The sequence below is a fragment of the Streptomyces sp. NPDC001843 genome (assembly GCF_042891955.1).
In the GTDB taxonomy this organism is placed as follows: domain Bacteria; phylum Actinomycetota; class Actinomycetes; order Streptomycetales; family Streptomycetaceae; genus Streptomyces.
Genome location: NZ_JBIATQ010000004.1, coordinates 103,956 through 116,456, shown reverse-complemented (window position 1 = coordinate 116,456; position 12,501 = coordinate 103,956). Strand labels below are relative to the sequence as shown.

At 73.3% G+C, this 12,501-nt stretch carries 12 protein-coding genes and 1 pseudogene; 7 read left to right on the top strand and 6 right to left on the bottom strand.

Annotation, left to right across the window (positions count from 1 at the left end; all coding sequences use genetic code 11):
• The first annotated feature begins 38 nt into the window (after window positions 1-38).
• On the top strand, window positions 39-536 hold the full coding sequence (mug, locus tag ACFYZQ_RS11940; RefSeq protein WP_389145057.1) for a G/U mismatch-specific DNA glycosylase: 498 nt from the start codon (window positions 39-41) through the stop codon (window positions 534-536).
• A gap of 4 nt (window positions 537-540) precedes the next feature.
• On the opposite strand, the gene ACFYZQ_RS11935 is transcribed toward mug, so the two are convergent.
• Genes ACFYZQ_RS11935 through ACFYZQ_RS11925 form a run of 3 tightly spaced genes read right to left on the bottom strand, consistent with a single transcriptional unit; the run spans window position 541 to window position 2,671 of the window.
• On the bottom strand, window positions 541-981 hold the full coding sequence (locus tag ACFYZQ_RS11935; protein ID WP_389145055.1) for a hypothetical protein: 441 nt from the start codon (window positions 979-981) through the stop codon (window positions 541-543).
• A 41-nt stretch (window positions 982-1,022) separates the two neighbouring features.
• Window positions 1,023-1,748 carry an ABC transporter permease gene (locus ACFYZQ_RS11930; protein WP_389145052.1) on the bottom strand — a complete coding sequence of 242 codons (726 nt, stop codon included), beginning with the start codon at window positions 1,746-1,748 and terminating at the stop codon, window positions 1,023-1,025.
• A gap of 2 nt (window positions 1,749-1,750) precedes the next feature.
• Complete coding sequence (locus ACFYZQ_RS11925) at window positions 1,751-2,671, bottom strand: ABC transporter ATP-binding protein (protein WP_389145049.1); 921 nt, start codon at window positions 2,669-2,671, stop codon at window positions 1,751-1,753.
• 108 nt (window positions 2,672-2,779) lie between these two features.
• Here ACFYZQ_RS11925 and ACFYZQ_RS11920 point away from each other — a divergent pair, with 108 nt between their 5' ends.
• A complete protein-coding gene (locus ACFYZQ_RS11920; RefSeq protein WP_389145046.1) occupies window positions 2,780-3,937 on the top strand; it encodes a sensor histidine kinase in 1,158 nt (385 codons plus the stop codon).
• Between the two features lie 14 nt (window positions 3,938-3,951).
• Complete coding sequence (locus ACFYZQ_RS11915; RefSeq protein WP_389145043.1) at window positions 3,952-4,620, top strand: response regulator; 669 nt, start codon at window positions 3,952-3,954, stop codon at window positions 4,618-4,620.
• Between the two features lie 73 nt (window positions 4,621-4,693).
• Here ACFYZQ_RS11915 and ACFYZQ_RS11910 read toward each other — a convergent pair whose 3' ends face one another.
• On the bottom strand, window positions 4,694-4,969 hold the full coding sequence (locus ACFYZQ_RS11910; protein ID WP_389145040.1) for an SHOCT domain-containing protein: 276 nt from the start codon (window positions 4,967-4,969) through the stop codon (window positions 4,694-4,696).
• Between the two features lie 236 nt (window positions 4,970-5,205).
• On the opposite strand from ACFYZQ_RS11910, the gene ACFYZQ_RS11905 reads away from it, so the two are divergent.
• Window positions 5,206-6,363: an ROK family transcriptional regulator gene (locus ACFYZQ_RS11905; protein ID WP_389145037.1), complete on the top strand. Its 1,158-nt coding sequence runs from the start codon at window positions 5,206-5,208 to the stop codon at window positions 6,361-6,363.
• 130 nt (window positions 6,364-6,493) lie between these two features.
• Here the strand turns inward: ACFYZQ_RS11905 and ACFYZQ_RS11900 are convergent, their stop codons facing one another.
• Entirely contained in the window at window positions 6,494-7,255 is a 762-nt protein-coding gene (locus tag ACFYZQ_RS11900; RefSeq protein WP_389145034.1) for a GntR family transcriptional regulator, read from the bottom strand.
• A 319-nt stretch (window positions 7,256-7,574) separates the two neighbouring features.
• Here ACFYZQ_RS11900 and ACFYZQ_RS11895 point away from each other — a divergent pair, with 319 nt between their 5' ends.
• Window positions 7,575-8,405, top strand: coding sequence for an alpha/beta fold hydrolase (locus ACFYZQ_RS11895; RefSeq protein WP_389145031.1), 831 nt, complete (start codon window positions 7,575-7,577; stop codon window positions 8,403-8,405).
• 93 nt (window positions 8,406-8,498) lie between these two features.
• On the opposite strand, the pseudogene ACFYZQ_RS11890 reads toward ACFYZQ_RS11895, so the two are convergent.
• A pseudogene (locus ACFYZQ_RS11890) lies at window positions 8,499-9,284 on the bottom strand (EamA family transporter); the annotation flags it as partial.
• Between the two features lie 47 nt (window positions 9,285-9,331).
• Here ACFYZQ_RS11890 and ACFYZQ_RS11885 point away from each other — a divergent pair.
• Together ACFYZQ_RS11885 and ACFYZQ_RS11880 are read left to right on the top strand one after the other, a co-directional pair.
• Window positions 9,332-10,762 (top strand): PLP-dependent aminotransferase family protein, encoded by a 1,431-nt coding sequence (locus ACFYZQ_RS11885; RefSeq protein WP_389145028.1) that lies wholly within the window; start codon window positions 9,332-9,334, stop codon window positions 10,760-10,762.
• Between the two features lie 154 nt (window positions 10,763-10,916).
• On the top strand, window positions 10,917-12,500 hold the full coding sequence (locus ACFYZQ_RS11880; protein ID WP_389145026.1) for an alkaline phosphatase D family protein: 1,584 nt from the start codon (window positions 10,917-10,919) through the stop codon (window positions 12,498-12,500).
• Window position 12,501: the final 1 nt, after the last annotated feature.

The window sequence follows — 12,501 nt, the reverse complement described above, 5'->3', positions numbered from 1 at the left end:
TCACCCAGGCGGAACTGGAGGCCGCCCGCGACCGTCTGGTGCCGGACGTGGTCGCGGACGGCCTCCACGTGCTGTTCTGCGGCATCAATCCGGGGCTGATGACGGCGGCCACCGGCCACCACTTCGCGCGGCCCGGGAACCGCTTCTGGCCGGTACTGCACCTGTCGGGGTTCACGCCCAGGCGGCTGAAGCCGTCGGAGCAGCGGGAGTTGCTGTCGTACGGGCTCGGCATCACGAACGTGGTGGCGCGGGCGACGGCGCGGGCCGACGAGCTGACCTCACGGGAGTACGTCGAGGGCGGCCGGCTGCTGGCGGCGAAGGTGGCGCGGCTGCGGCCGAGGTGGCTGGCCGTGGTCGGGGTGACCGCCTACCGGGCCGCGTTCGGCGACCGTGCGGCCCGGGTGGGGCCGCAGGAGCGGACGATCGGGGACACGCGTGTGTGGGTGCTGCCCAACCCGAGCGGTCTGAACGCGCATTGGACGGCGGCGACGATGGCTGAGGAGTTCGCGCGGCTGCGGGAGGCGGCGCAGGGCTGACGGGTCACGGGGGGTCTATGTCCGTGACCAGGGCGAGCAGCTGGAACGGAAGTTCCTTGTCCCACTGGGAGACGCCGAGTGCGACCCAGCGGTCCGTCTCTGGCGACCGCCACAGGTGCAGGTCGGGCACATGGGCGCTGAGCGAGGCCCACGGCTCGGGTATGTCCTCGCCGCTCTCCGCGCGCACGAGGACACTGGCCAGGCTGAGGACCTGCGGAGGTCCCCAGCGCCGGGTCAGCCGCTCGCTCAGGCCGTCCCTGTCGGCCTCGTACTGCTCCTCGGTCCGCTCCCGCTCCGTCCCGTCGTCGTCCCAGAAGTCGCCGCTCGTCTGTAAGGCGGCGACGTGATACCCCGGCCCGGTGCCGACGTCCGTCCCGCCGTGCTCCGCGGGAAAGTCCCCCGTGCACAGCAGTTCGATGGTGCCGAGGTACCGCGCGATGTCCATGTGATCCAGTAAAACGCCGACCACTGACAATTGGCGGGGCGTCAAGCATCCCGGCGGCGCAGGCTCCAGGCCCCCGCACCGAGCGCCGCGGCCGTCCAGAGCGCGGTCACCGCGAGGCCCGCCCACGGCCCCAGGGCCCCGTCGTACGACTGGCGCATGATCACCTGCCCGGCGTGGTCGGGCAGGAGGTCGGCGGCGCCGCCCGCCGCGGACCCGATCACGAAGGGGACGACGAGGAGGAACGGGCTGAGGACGGAGAGCGTGACCACGCCGCTGCGGAGCAGGGCCGTGAGTCCGGCCGCGAACAGGGCCATGAGCATCAGGTAGATCCCGCAGCCGACGACGCCCCGCACCTGCTCACCGACGGTCAGTCCGCTCGCCGCGGAGCCGAGGCCCGTACGCGCCGCGAGGAGGGCGGCGCAGGCGGTCAGCAGCCCCACGACGAGGGCCGGTGCGGCGATGGCCGTCACCTTGGCCGCGAACCACCGTCCACGCTGCGGGACCGCGGCCAGCGACAGCCGGAGCCCACCTCCCTGGAACTCCGACGACACCGCCATGGCGCCGAAGGCGACCGCGGCGATCTGGCCGGGCAGGACGCCCGACAGCGCCATGAACAGCGGGTCGAAATCCGGGTCCCAGGTGTCGGAGAGCCCGGCGAGCGCGGAGAACGCCGTGGTCGCGGCGAACAGCGCCAGCAGCGTTCCGCCCAGCGAGCGCAGGGTGCGGATCTTGATCCACTCGGAGTGGAGCACGGGTGTGAAGGGCATGGTCAGGCCTCCTGGTGCTGTGCGGTGAACTCGGCTTCGGCGGCGGTCAGGTCGAGATAGGCCTGCTCCAACGTGCCTTCTTGTGCGGCGAGTTCGAGGATGGGAACGCCCGCTGCGGAGGTGAGGCGTCCGATGTCGTCCACGCGTGCGTGGGGTACGGTCCAGTGGCCGTCCTCGTGCTCCACGGCGTCGTGATCGTGCCGAGCGAGGACGCTCCTGAGAGTGGCGGGATCGGTCGTGCGGATCCGCACACTCGGCTGCACGCGCGCGTGGATGAACTCCCGCATCGGGGTGTCCGCCAGCAGGCGGCCCCGGCCGAGGACTACCAGGTGGTCGGCGAAGGACGCGGTCTCGTTCATCAGATGGCTGGAGACCAGGACGGTTCTCCCCTCCTTCGCCAGCCGGCGCAGCAACTCCCGGATCCAGACGATGCCTTCCGGGTCGAGGCCGTTGGACGGCTCGTCGAGCAGGACCACCTCGGGATCACCCAGGAGGGCCGCGGCGATGCCGAGCCGCTGGCGCATGCCCAGGGAGTACGTCTTCACCCGGCGGCGTGCCGCCGAGGCCAGGCCCGTCTCCTCCAGCACCTCGTCGACCCGGCGCGCGGGGATGCGGTTGCTTGCCGCCAGCGCTCGCAGGTGATCGCGGCCGGTGCGGGAACCGTGCGCGGCCTGCGCGTCGAGGAGGGCGCCCACGTGGCGCAGGGGTTCGCCGAGGGTGGCGTAGGGCCGGCCGCCGATCGTGGCGGAGCCGGAGGTCGGCCGGTCCAGGCCGAGCAGGAGCCGCATGGTGGTCGACTTCCCGGCGCCGTTGGGGCCGAGGAAACCGGTCACGCGACCGGGCAGGACACGGAAGGTCAGGTGGTCCACGACTCGCCGGGTGCCGTACTCCTTGGTGAGGTTTTGGACGTCGATGCTGGTCATGGCAGCAGCATGGCCGCCGCCCCGGGGCCGGGACCTCCCCCGCCGGTGGAGATCGTCTCCCCCGCGCGGGGGAGGTCCGCTGTCGGTGGCGGCTGGCACGATGACCAAATGGCCCGCCTTCTGCGCCCGTTGCTTCGGGGGACGACATACACACGGCTGCTGCATCTGTGGGTGCCGATGCTGATCGTCAGCGTGTGGTTGTTCATCGACCCGGCCAAGCCGTGGGTGCCCGCGCTGGCTCTGGTTCCGGTGGGGCTGTTGATCCCGGGCGTACGCAGGGGCGAGGGCGTACAGGCGCATCTGCTGCTGACGCCGGGTGAGGAGGACTCGGGCATCTCCACGGCCCCGTCGGCGACATGGCGCGACCGGTTCCGCACGATGCTGTGGCTGGAGACGCGGATGGCGCTGTCGGTGGCCGTCTGCTTCGCCACCGCCTGGCTGCCGGTCCTCGCCGTCGACCTGACCGGCGCGGCGCTCGGACACGTGCCCACCGGCAACCCGCTGCTGCCGGTCTCCGAGCCCCGCTGGGTCTACGCCCTGCTGGCGCCCCTGCCGGTGATCGCCTTGTACGCCGTCGTCGTAGGCCTCGGGGAGCTGGACACCGCCCTCGCCCGCCGTCTTCTCGGCCCTTCCCCCGCCGAGCGCATCGCCGCACTGGAGGAGCGCACCGAGTTGCTCCTGGAACGCACCCGCATCGCGCGCGAGCTGCACGACTCGATCGGTCACGCGCTGACCGTCGCCGTGGTGCAGGCGGGCGCCGCGCGTGCGGCCGGCGACCCGGCGTTCACGGAACGTGCCCTGGACGCCATCGAGGAGACCGGCCGGGCGGCACTGGAGGACCTGGAACGCGTGCTCGGCGTCCTGCGGGAGTCCCAGCGGCCCGTGAGCAGCCGCCCGACGCTGACGGACGCGGATCGTCTGCTGGAGTCCGCGCGCGCCTCCGGAGCCAAGGTCGACGCGGAGTTCTCCGGTCCCCTGGAAACGGTCCCCGGCCCGGTCTCCCGCGAGGGGTACCGCATCATCCAGGAGTCGCTGACCAATGTGCTCCGGCACGCTGGGCCGGTTCCCGTCCAGGTATGCGTGCGGGTCGCCGACGGCGCGCTCGCGCTGGAGGTCCGCAATCCGCTCGCCGCCGGCGTCCCAGGGGCCGGTGGGGGCAGCGGTCTGCGCGGGATACGCGAGCGGGCGGCACTGCTCGGCGGCCGCGCGCACACCGGCCCGGACGAAGGTGACTGGCAGGTGCATGCAGAGATCCCGCTGCGCTGATCTACGCTGGCGGGGTGCCGGTCACCGTTCTCCTCGTCGACGACGAACCCCTGGTCCGCGCGGGTCTGCGGGCCGTGCTGGGGGCCCAGCCCGACATCGAGGTCGTCGGCGAGGCGGCCGACGGGGCGGCGGTGATCCCGCTGGTCCGGCAGTTGCGGCCGGACGTGGTCGCCATGGACGTGCGGATGCCGTTGCTGGACGGCATCGAGGCCACGCGCGCGGTGCTGCGCACCGTCGACAGCCCGCCGAAGATCCTGGTCGTGACCACCTTCGAGAACGACGAGTACGTGTACGAGGCGCTGCGCGCGGGCGCCGACGGCTTCCTGCTCAAGCGGGCCCGGCCCGCGGAGATCGTGCACGCGGTGCGGTTGGTCGCGGAGGGCGAGTCGTTGCTGTTCCCGGCCTCCGTACGGCAGCTCGCCGCCCGGTACGGCACCGACGGCGACGGCGGCAACCGGGCCGCGCGTGCCGTGCTGGAGCGGGCCCGGCTGACCGAGCGGGAGGCCGAGGTGCTGCGGCTGATGGCCCGCGGGCTGTCGAACGCGGAGATCGCGGGCCGGCTGGTGGTCGGCACGGAGACGGTGAAGTCACATGTGAGCGCCGTACTGGCGAAGCTCGGGGCCCGCGACCGCACCCAGGCGGTGATCGCGGCGTACGAGTCGGGGTTCGTGGCTCCGGGCTGATCAGGCGGCCAGGTGCCGGCGTCGATGCTTCCGGCGGTGCTTCCCACGGTGTTTCCGGCGGTGCTTCCGCTGGTCAGGGTGGTGTCCTCCACCGGGCCGGAGGGCCGCTGCGCAGCGCGTCGAGGCGGCGCCGGTACTCGTCCTCGTCGATCTCCCCGCGGGCCAGCCGCTCCCGGAGTATGTCCTCCGCCGAGGGCGTGGCCGGCGTGCGGGTGTGCTCGTAGGGCCGGTTGAGGGCGCGGACGAGCAGGACGGCGCCTGTGATGATCAGCGCCCAGAACAGGATCATGCCGGCGGACATCGCGAACCAGCCCCAGCCGCCGAAGCCGTGGCCGTACCAGAAGATCATCGCAACTCACCTGCTTCGGCCGTGTTCCGCGCCCCGGACGTCTGGTGGCGCCCGGCACATTGCGGCCTCGATCCCAGGGTCCCGCCGCTCGCGGTCGCGGTCTGGGGCCGGACGGCCCCTGCCCCCGGGCCGCCCGGCCCCGGCACCGCGTCCGTCGCGGGCGCCCGGCTCTCGCCGGGGTGCGGTGTGCCGAGTAGCATCCGCCCCACACGGCGCACGAGCTGGGAGGACGGACGGTGGCGCGGCTGACCGGCGGGGATCCCTCGCTGCTGCGAAGGATCAACTCCGCGGTGGTGCTGCACGCGCTGCGTGCCACCGACTGCGCGACGCTCACGGAGATCTCCCGGGTGACCGGTTTGTCCCGGCCGACGGTCGAGGGCGTCGTCGAGGGGCTCATCGGGGCCGGTCTGGTCGTCGAGAAGGAGGCCGAGGAGGGTGCCGCCCGGCGTCAGGGCAGGCCCGCGCGGCGGTTCCGGTTCCGGGCCGAGGCCGGGCACCTGCTGGGGCTGGAGATCGGGGCGCACCGCGTCGCCGCGCTCCTCGCCGACCTCGACGGGCGGATCCTGGGTTCGCAGGCGAAGGAGGTCTCCGAGACGGCCGACGCGGACGAGCGCCTGGAGCGGCTTCGCACCGCGGTGGCCGAGCTGCTGCGGCGGGCCGGGACAGCGCGCGGCTCGCTGCGGGCGGTCGGGGTCGGCACCCCGGGGATCGTGGAGGCCGACGGCACGATACGGCTGGGCACCGCTTTGCCCCAGTGGACCGGTCTGCGCCTGGGCGAACGACTCAGCCGTTCCTTCCGGTGCCCGGTTCTGGTGGAGAACGACGCCAACGCCGCCGCGGTCGCCGAACACTGGAAGGGTGCCGCGGCCGAGTCGGACGACGTCGTGTTCGTGCTGGCCGGGCTGAGTCCTGGCGCCGGTTCACTGATCGGGGGACGGCTGCACCGCGGCTACGGCGGGGCCGCCGGGGAGATCGGCGCGCTGCATCTGCTGGGCCGGGAGGCGACGCCGGAGACGCTGCTGTCCACCACGCACGAGCCGTTGCACCCGCTGGACGAGCAGGCCGTCGCCGAGGTGTTCGCGCTCGCGCGCCAGGGCGACCGGCGGGCCCGGGACGCCGTCGACCGGTTCATCCAGCGGCTGGTGCACGACGTCGCGGCGCTGGTCCTCGCGCTCGACCCGGAGCTGGTGGTGATCGGTGGCTGGGCGGCCGGACTGGACGGCGTACTGGAGCCCCTGCGCCGCGAGCTGTCCCGCTACTGCCTTCGGCCGCCCGGGGTGGCGCTGTCCCTGCTCGGGGAGGCTGCCGTGGCGACGGGTGCCCTGCGGCTCGCCCTCGATCACGTCGAGGAGCAGTTGTTCGCGGTGGAGGGCACGGTGACGGCGCGACGGTGAGGGCCCGCCGGAGACCGACGGGCCCGGGGGCCTGATCCGCCGGACAGGACCCATGCCGTGCCCGCAAAGTCCCGCCTGCCCCGCTACGCCTGGCACGCTCCCCCAGAGGACGGGACCTTGCGGACACGACCTAGGAGGCCTGGCGCTCCGGCCCGTGGTGTATCTCCACGCCTCCGGAGTCGCCGAAGGTCAGTCGGCAGGTGTCCGCGCGGTAGGTGGCCACGGAGACCGCCGCGGTGCGGCCCTGGGCGAAGAAGCGGGTGGTGACGACGAGGACGGGGGCGCCGGGGAGCCGGTCGAGTTCCCTGGCGTCGTCCGCGCGGGCCGAGCCGAGCTCCACGGCGCGGTCCTGGCCCTCCAGCTCCAGGTGCTGCAGCTCACGCAGGACGGCACGCGCGCGTGCGGGCCCGGAGGGCGCGTCGATCCCGGACAGGTCGGGGACCGAGGACGCCGGGATGTAGAGCAGTTCGGCGGCGACCGGCTGGCCGTGCGACACACGCGAGCGGCGCACGACGTGCACGGCCTCGTCGTCGCCGGCCTCCAGGGCGGTGGCGACGGCGGCGGGCGGCGCGTCCTGCGCGCAGTCGACGGGCTGCCAGGCGTCACCGGGGGCGCCCGGCCAGGCCTGCTGCTCGGTGCCGACGGCCACACCCACGCGCGGGGGTGCCACGGTCGTGCCGACACCGCGCCGGCGCTGGAGGCGGCCTTCCAGTTCGAGCTGCTCGAGGGCCTGGCGGAGCGTGGCGCGGGCGACACCGAACCGGGCAGCGAGGTCGCGCTCGTTCGGCAGGATCTCACCCACGGCGAACTCGGAGTCCAGTGCCTCACTGAGCACGGTCTTGAGGTGCCAGTACTTCGGTTCCGGCACCGTTTCCAGCTGCGTGGTCCCCACCCTGTCCTCCGCAATCGCCGTGGTCCGCGGCGTTTTAGCGCCCTTGTTTATTAAAGGTTGTTGCACTTGTCTGCGACGATAAGGCGGCCCCCACCCCTGGTCAAGACCAATCCTGGTTCCCACAGAGAACGCGGAGGTGAACGCAGAGGTGAACGCCGCGGGGCGTTCACACGGGTCCGGCGCGAACGAGGTACACCGTCCGGCCGCGGCCGCCGCCGCGAAGGATTTTGGGGCTCTCGAGGGCTACCCGTCGGTAGCAATCGCTGACAGTCTGTCTACCCACGGCGTCCCCGAGCGAGTCCAGACGAGGAGCAGCACCATGTCCGCCACCGTCTCCTTCCCGGTCCCCACACCGCACGGCCCACGCACCGCGACCGTCTCCTACGCGCGCGTGGGCAGCGGAGAGCCGCTGCTCCTGCTGCACGGCATCGGGCACCACCGGCAGGCCTGGGACCCGGTGGTGGACGTCCTCGCGACCGAGCGCGAGGTGATCGCCGTGGACCTGCCCGGCTTCGGCGCGTCGCCCGGGCTGCCGGAGGGCCTGGCGTACGACCTGTCGACGACGACCGCGGTGTTCCGTGCGTTCTGCGAGGCGCTGGAACTGGAGCGCCCGCATGTCGCGGGCAACTCGCTCGGCGGCCTGATAGCCCTCGAACTCGGCCGCGAGAAGCTCGTACGGTCCGTCACGGCCCTGTCCCCCGCCGGGTTCTGGTCCGGGGCCGAGCGGATCTACGCCTTCGGCATCCTCTCGGTCATGCGCCGGATCTCCCGGCGGCTGCCGGTGCCGCTGGTCGAGCGGGTCGCACGCACGGCGGTCGGCCGGGTGGCGCTGACGAGCACCATCTACGCCCGGCCCACGCGCCGTTCACCCGAGGCCGTGGTCGCCGAGACGCTGGCGCTGGCGAACGCCACCGGGTTCGACGACACCCTCCGGGCCGGTACGGCCGTCCGGTTCACCGACGACATCCCCGGCATTCCCGTCACCGTGGCCTGGGGTTCGAGCGACCGGCTGCTGGTGCCCCGCCAGGGCGTCCGGGCGAAGGGCATCATTCCCAAGGCACGGCTGGTCCGGCTGCCCGGCTGCGGCCATGTCCCGATGAACGACGACCCGGCGCTGGTCGCACGCGTCATCCTGGACGGCAGCCGCTGACCGGCCCGGAAGGCGGGACAGGGCGCCCGAGCCCAGGGCGACCCCGGCTCCCACGAGCGCACTGCCCGCGGCTTGAGCGGTCCCGTAGGAGCCCGTTCCGACGAGCGGCGCGGTGCAGGCGGCGGCCACCGGGATGAGCCCGGAGAAGAGCGTGGCGCGCTCCGCGCCGATCCGCTGCATGCCCATGTACCAGCACACGAACCCGACGACCGTGACGACCGCCGCCTGCCACAGCAGCGCGGCGCTCTCCCCGGCGTCGGGGTGCCGCAGCCACCCTGCGCCGTCGAGGACCACCCCGGTCAGGGCCGCCTCGGCGGCGGCGACACCGCACACCGTGGCGGACAGCAGCCGGGGTCCGAGTGGCCGCAGGACCGGCACGGCCAGGACGGCGAACCCCACCTCCCCGGCCAGCGCGCACACCGAGTACGCGATCCCCGCGCCGTCGGTGCGTCCCCACCCCTGGACGGTGAACGCGCCCACGGCGACGAGCGAGGCCCCGTACAGCACGGCCGACCGGGGGCGCCGTCCGTCGAGGAGCGGCACGAGGACCGCCACCACCACGGGCGCGCACCCGACGAAGACGCCTGGAACCGCTGGTTCCGCAGTGCGTTCGGCGGCGATGACGGCGAGGTTGAAACCGACCATGCCCACCGCCGCGAGGACCGTGAGGCGGGCCCACTGACCTCGCGTCAGCCTGCGCAACGGTGCGCTTCCGCCCCGGCCGACGAGCGGGAGGAGCAGCAGGCAGGCCAGGGCGTAGCGCAGGAACTGGCCGCCCGCGTACGGGTAGTCGCCGAGAACGCTGTTGGCGGTGAAGGAGCCGCCGACGAGGACGCAGGCGAACGCGGCGAGAAGGGCGCCGCGGATGGTGGAGTTCATGCCGGCGACGTTAGGAACCCGTGCGGTCCGGTTTAAGGTCCAGTCGCATGACGTCATCGGGGACCAATCCGGGCGGGCTCGTCGGCTCCGCCGCGTGGGAGCTGCTGCTGCCGGCCGCTTCGGCACCGGCACGCGCGCGTGGCCGCTCGTTGCAGGCGGCGCTGCGCGAGGCGATCCGCTCGCACCGCCTGGCGGCGGGCACACGACTGCCGTCGAGCCGGGACCTCGCGGCCGATCTCGGCGTCTCGCGCGGGCTGGTCACCGAGGCGTACGAGCAGTTGACCGCCGAAGGGTATCTGCGCAGCGGCCGGGGGGCCGGTACCTGGGTGAGCGGGACCGTGCGGGCCGCCACTGTCCGCGCGCGTGATCTGGCGCCGCGCGCTCCGGGCGCCCGCGCCGACTTCGTTCCCGGAACGCCGGACCTGTCGCTGTTCCCGCGCACCGCCTGGGCCGCCACGCAGCGTGCCGTCCTGGCCGAGCTGCCGCACCAGGACCTCGGTTACCCCGATCCGCGCGGACTGCCGCGCCTGCGCACGGCCCTCGCCGGACTGCTGGCCCGCCGCCGGGGCGTGGACGCCGACCCGGAGCGGATCGTGGTGGTCTCGGGGGTCGCCCAGGCCACCACCCTGCTGGGCTCCGTGCTGCACGCGCGCGGGATGCGGGCCATCGGCGTGGAGGACCCGGGCAGTCCACAGCACGGCGCGCTGTACGCCTCGGCGGGCATGGCCGCGGTGCCCCTGCCGCTGGACGCCGAGGGCCTGGCGGTCGGCCCGCTGCGCGCCTCGGGCGTACGGGCCGTGTCGACGACCCCGGCCCACCAGTTCCCCACGGGCATCGCCTACTCCGCCCGGCGCCGCGCCGAACTGCTCGACTGGGCGCGGTCCGTGGACGGTCTCGTACTGGAGGACGACTACGACGGCGACTTCCGCTACGACCGGGCTCCGGTCGGCGCGCTCCAAGGGCTCGACCCCGACCGGGTCGCCTACACGGGATCGGTCAGCAAGTCCCTCGCTCCCGGGCTGCGGCTGGGCTGGCTGCTGGTTCCGCAGGGGCTGGCCGACGAGGTGGTGGAACGCAAGCGGACCATGGACCTGGGACACCCGGTCCTCGACCAGGCGGCTTTCGCGCGGTTCGTGGAGCGCGGTGACTACGACCGCCAGCTGCGCCGCTGCCAGCGCGCCTACCGCGAGCGGCGTGACGTCCTGGTCGCCGCGCTGGCGGAGCACTTCCCGGATGCGAGGGTGTCCGGGATCGCCGCGGGGCTGCACGCCATCGCCGAACTGCCCGGACGGTACGGGCCCGAGGGGAACTGCACCGCTCTGCTCGCCACGGCCGGTGTCATGGTCCGCCCGCTGGGCTCCTGCACGTCCGCGCGAGCCGACGCGGACGAGGTGCGGCTGGTCCTCGGGTACGCCCACCTGGGCCCGGCCCGGATCCGCGAGGGCGTCAAGCTGATGGCGGAGGCCCTCGCCGCCTGACGGCCGACGGCACGACGGCACGAACCCTCGAAATCGCACGCCGGTTCCCCTCCGCTCGCGGCCAGTTGTTCACCCGCGGTTTGCGTGCGCGCTGCGGCGCGCCAGTAGTTGTGGCACTGCACACCGGCCGGATCCCGCCCCTGGAGGCCCCCGCATGTCCCACCGACCCTTCCCGGGCCGCCGCAGCGTACTGCGCGGCTCCCTCGCCGCGTCGGCGGCCCTGACCCTGCCCACCGCCGTCGGCGCGGCACCGGCGTTCGCCCTGTCCGGGCGCCCCGAGGCGGACTGGGGCGTACAGGCCGGCGACGTGACCTCCGACTCGGGCCTGGTGTGGGTGCGTTCGGACCGCCCGGCCCGCATGATCGTCGAGACGTCGGCCACCGAGACCTTCCGCAACCCCCGCAGATGGCACGGCCCGCTGCTCGGCGCGGACACCGACTTCACCGGCACCACCCGGCTGCGCGGACTGCCCTCCGGGGAGCAGATCCACTACCGCGTGCTGCTCGCCGACCCGGACGACCCGCGCCGTACCGGCGCCCCCGTGACGGGCACCTTCCGCACCGCTCCCGCACGGCGGCGCCAGGACGTGCGCTTCGTCTGGTCCGGCGACCTGGCCGGCCAGGGCTGGGGCATCAACGAGTCGATCGGCGGCTACCGCATCTTCGACGCCATGGCGAAGCTCGATCCGGACTTCTTCCTGTGCAGCGGCGACAACATCTACGCGGACGGCCCGATCTCGGCCACCGCCACACTCCCGGACGGCAGCCTGTACCGGAACGTCACGACCGAGGAGAAGTCGCACGTCGCCGTCACGCTGGCCGACTTCCGGGGCAACTTCCGCTACAACCTGCTGGACGCGGCGCTGCGCCGGTTCAACGCCCAGGTGCCGAACGTCATCCAATGGGACGACCACGAGGTCCGCAACAACTGGTACCCGGGCGAGGTCATCGGCACCGGCACCCCGTACCCGGCCGGGACGAAGCTCGACGACCTCGCGCTGCGCTCCCGGCAGGCCTTCTCGGAGTACTTCCCGATCTCCACGATCGGCGGGCGTCCCGACGGCAGGATCTACCGCGTCGTCAACCATGGTCCGCTGCTCGACGTGTTCGTGCTCGACATGCGGACGTACCGCGACGCCAACTCGCCGGACAACCAGACCACCGACCCGCAGGGCATCCTCGGCCGGGAGCAGCTGGAGTGGCTGAAGCGGGAGCTCGGCCGGTCGCGTGCGCTGTGGAAGGTCATCGCCGCGGACATGCCGCTCGGCCTGGTCGTGCCCGACCCGGTCGAGGGCAAGGCGAACTTCGAGGCCGTCGCCCAGGGCGACCCGGGCGCGCCGCTCGGCCGGGAGCTGCAGATCGCCGAGCTGCTGCGGTTCATCAAGCACCGTCGTATCACCGGCACGCTGTGGCTGACGGCTGACGTGCACCACACCTCCGCCCAGCACTACGACCCGTCGCGGGCCGCGTTCAAGGACTTCGAGCCGTTCTGGGAGTTCGTCTCCGGCCCGCTCAACGCCGGCGCCTTCCCGGCCAGCGCGCTCGACGGCACGTTCGGCCCCGACCGGGTGTTCGTCAAGGCGCCGACGGCCTCCAACGTCTCGCCGGCCGAGGGCTACCAGTTCTTCGGCGAGGTCGACATCGACGGCGGCAGCGGTGAGCTGACGGTCCGGCTGCGCGAGTACGACGGCACCGTGCTGTTCACCCAGGTGCTGCAACCGGGCCGGGTCGGCCAGTAAC